General features: G+C 53.6%; 4 protein-coding genes. 3 read left to right on the forward strand and 1 reads right to left on the reverse strand.

The annotated features are described in order from the left end of the window. The 3 genes from BOW51_RS08625 to BOW51_RS08635 form a co-directional block, all read left to right on the forward strand. The coding region (locus tag BOW51_RS08625) for an extracellular solute-binding protein (protein ID WP_174564742.1) at positions 1–423 on the forward strand (423 nt) is incomplete at its 5' end. Between the two features lie 67 nt (positions 424–490). After that, entirely contained in the window at positions 491–2,173 is a 1,683-nt protein-coding gene (locus tag BOW51_RS08630) for an ABC transporter permease (protein ID WP_078477371.1), read from the forward strand. Then, complete coding sequence (locus BOW51_RS08635) at positions 2,170–3,222, forward strand: ABC transporter ATP-binding protein (protein ID WP_078477372.1); 1,053 nt, start codon at positions 2,170–2,172, stop codon at positions 3,220–3,222. Before BOW51_RS08630 ends, BOW51_RS08635 begins: the two co-directional genes overlap by 4 nt. Positions 3,223–3,281: 59 nt before the next feature. Here the strand turns inward: BOW51_RS08635 and BOW51_RS08640 are convergent. Next, positions 3,282–3,573 (reverse strand): TraB/GumN family protein (locus tag BOW51_RS08640; RefSeq protein WP_135568178.1); only part of this gene is annotated, 292 nt, incomplete at its 5' end.

Here is a 3,573-nt window from a genome sequence, read left to right on the forward strand (position 1 = left end):
GACCGTGACCAGATCAAGGCAGCTGCCGCAGGCCGCTGTGACATTGCCATTGCAAACACTTATTACTATGCGCAGATGCTGGGCTCGGGTGATAAGTCTCAAATCGGCGCAGCCAATGCCGTTGCCCTGTTCTGGCCAAACCAGGATGATCGCGGCACCCACATCAATATCTCAGGCGTTGGACTCACTGCGGCTGCAAAAAACAGGGAGAATGCAATCCAGTTGATGGAGTTTCTTGTCAGCGATGAAACGCAGCAGTGGTATGCAACAATCAACCATGAATACCCTGCCGTACATGGCATCAATCCGAGCGACGCACTTACCACATGGGGCGAATTCAAATCCGATACACTCAACCTCTCAAGATTGGGCGAATTAAACGCTGATGCCGTGCGCCTGATGGATCGTGCTGGCTGGCGCTAACCGCCAACTCAGCGGGTATGCTGCACACAGAATACAGCTTACCCTTTTCAAATAGAATGATTTGATCATGCCAACGCTATCGATACCATCCAACCTCTACTGGCTTCCACGGTCGTTTCTCAACCTGTGGAATCTCGGCATCATCGGCATTGCGCTGTTAATGGCGCTGCCGGTACTCGTGATCGCAAGTTTTATCTTTCTGCCCGCCAGTGATAACTGGCAACACCTTGTCGACAACCTGCTTGCCGACTATGTCGGCAACTCTCTAATGCTAATGCTTGGCGTCTCCGTTGGCGTCCTCAGTATTGGAGTGATCACTGCATGGCTCACCAGTATGTGCGAGTTTCCCGGCAGACGTTGGCTGACATGGGCACTGCTGTTGCCACTGTCGATTCCCGCATACATCATCGCCTATACATACACGGGACTGCTCGATTTTGAAGGTCCATTGCAAGAGGCAATGCGTGCATGGTTTGGCTGGTCATACGGTGACTACTGGTTTCCGGAGGTGCGTTCCATCGGCGGTGCCATGGTGATGCTGTCACTGGTGCTCTACCCCTATGTCTACATGCTTGTCAGGGCCGCCTTCCTCGAACAGTCCGTGTGTGTTCTTGAGGTCAGTCGCACACTTGGCAACTCGCCGCTGCGCAGCTTTACCCGCGTAGCCCTGCCACTGGCAAGACCGGCAATTGTCACAGGGCTGTCTCTTGCACTGATGGAAACACTCGCTGACTATGGAACAGTGCAGTATTTCGGTGTCAGCACTTTTACAACCGGTATATTCCGCACCTGGTTCGGCCTTGGAGACAGCGCCACCGCAGCACAACTCTCGGCAACACTGCTCGGATTCGTTTTTCTGCTGGTGATCGTGGAGCGCTGGTCGCGCAAGCGTGCGCGCTTCCACCATACCAGCAACAGCTATTCCGAAATTCGCCGTTACCAGTTACGCGGTACACGCGGCAGGATCGCATTCATTGCCTGCATGCTGCCGGTACTGTTTGGTTTTATTATTCCGGCAGGCCAACTCCTCAACTGGACACTTACGACGGCGACCGAAACAATCAACTGGTCATTTGCACTACTGGCATGGAACAGCCTGATGCTAGCGAGCATCACTGCCCTTGTAGCAGTAGTACTTGCACTGTTGCTTGCCTATGGAAAACGCTTGCAGGACAATCTCATCAGTAATACGGGTGTGCGCATTGCATCCATGGGTTATGCCGTTCCAGGTACCGTTATTGCTGTTGGTGTCCTGATGCCTTTTGCGTGGCTTGATAACAGCATTGATGCATGGATGCGTGAGCAATTTAGCATCTCGACCGGCCTGTTACTGTCAGGCACCCTGTTTGCTCTCGTATTTGCCTACACGGTGCGATTCCTCTCCGTTTCGATCCAGGCAATCGAGTCCGGTCTCGGCAAAATCAGGTTCTCCATGGATGATGCCGGGCGCTCACTCGGTCTCTCACCGACGGGTGTGCTTGCTCGTATTCATCTGCCCCTGATGAAAGGAACTGTAATTACTGCGCTGTTACTGGTGTTCGTTGATGTTCTCAAGGAGTTGCCGGCCACCCTGATACTGCGCCCCTTTAATTTCAATACGCTCGCCGTACGTACCTACGAGATGGCGGCTGATGAGCGTCTTGCAGACGCCGGTGCTCCAGCCCTGATGATAGTGGCCACCGGTATTATTCCGGTTATCCTGCTTAGCAGGGTAATCAGTCATTCACGTGCCGGGGGAGGAGAAGCATGAGTTGCCTGTCTGTTGATAAAACCTCGATCGGCTATGACAGCGTCACAGTTGTTGAAAAAATCGATCTGACATTGGGTGAAGGTGAGATTGGTTGCCTGCTGGGACCAAGTGGCTGCGGCAAGACAACTCTACTGAGGGCCATTGCCGGTTTCGAGCCACTGAAAAGCGGACGCATATCGATTGATGGCAACAGTGTTAGCACGCCTACTCACACCACGCCTCCTGAGCATCGTCACATCGGTATGGTGTTCCAGGATTTTGCGCTGTTTCCACATCTCACCCTGTTCGACAATATCGCTTTTGGTATCCGTCACTTAAAAGGTGGAGACAAGAAGAGACGTGTCGATGAACTGCTGGATCTGATCGGACTGTCCGGCTATGGTTCGCGCTATCCGCATGAACTCTCCGGAGGTCAACAGCAGCGTATAGCACTGGCACGTGCGCTTGCGCCACGTCCGAAGTTGCTGCTGATGGATGAACCCTTCTCCAGCATGGACGCAGAACTGCGCGAAGCGCTTGCCACCGAGGTGCGCGAGATACTCAAACGCGCAAATATCACCGCGGTACTTGTCACTCATGACCAGCACGAGGCCTTCGCCATGGCAGACAGTATTGGCGTCATGTCAGATGGAAAGATACTGCAATGGGACAGCAATTATAACCTCTACCATGAACCTGCGTGCGAATTTGTTGCAGATTTCATCGGCCAGGGCGTGTTTGTCGATGGCGTAGTCAACGATGCCATGCAGGTGGGAACAGAGTTGGCAACACTGGAAGGGGAGTTGCCGGAAGGCTGCAAGCCTGGCAGCAAAGTGCGTGTACTGGTACGCCCGGATGACATTCTTCACGATGACTGCAGCCCCAGAAAGGCACTCATAAAAGAGAAGGTTTTCCGTGGCGCCAACTACCTCTACACACTGCAGCTTGGCAGTGGCATCGAGTTGCTCTCACTGGTGCACTCCCACCATGACCATGCAATCGGGGAGAAACTGGGCATTGCTCTTGAAATTGATCGCCTGGTGATATTTCCGGTGCAGAACGAATCCTGACTGAAGGTATCAGAGTCGCCGTTGGCGACTCTGATACCTGGCGGGTGTGACCGGCTGACTTACTGTATTCGGCTAACTTCGTAGCCCTTCGACTTGAGCATTGCTATAAGGCTCTGCTTACCAGCCAGATGCGCCGCACCCACCACGATCATGGTTTTACCCGGTGAGGAAATATGTGTTTCGACACGTGGTAGCCAGCGACGGTTTCTTGCAACCAGTACACGCTGATACTCCTCGTGAGTCATCTCCTTGCGCATCAGGCGCGCGAGTCCCTCGCTGCGCGCCAAGGAGAGAGAATCGAAGGCGCGTAGTCCCCGGTAGCCACTAGGCGAGACTGTTTTTCTGACGTGC

The organism is Solemya elarraichensis gill symbiont (genome assembly GCF_002021095.1).
Classification (GTDB): Bacteria; Pseudomonadota; Gammaproteobacteria; order Chromatiales; family Chromatiaceae.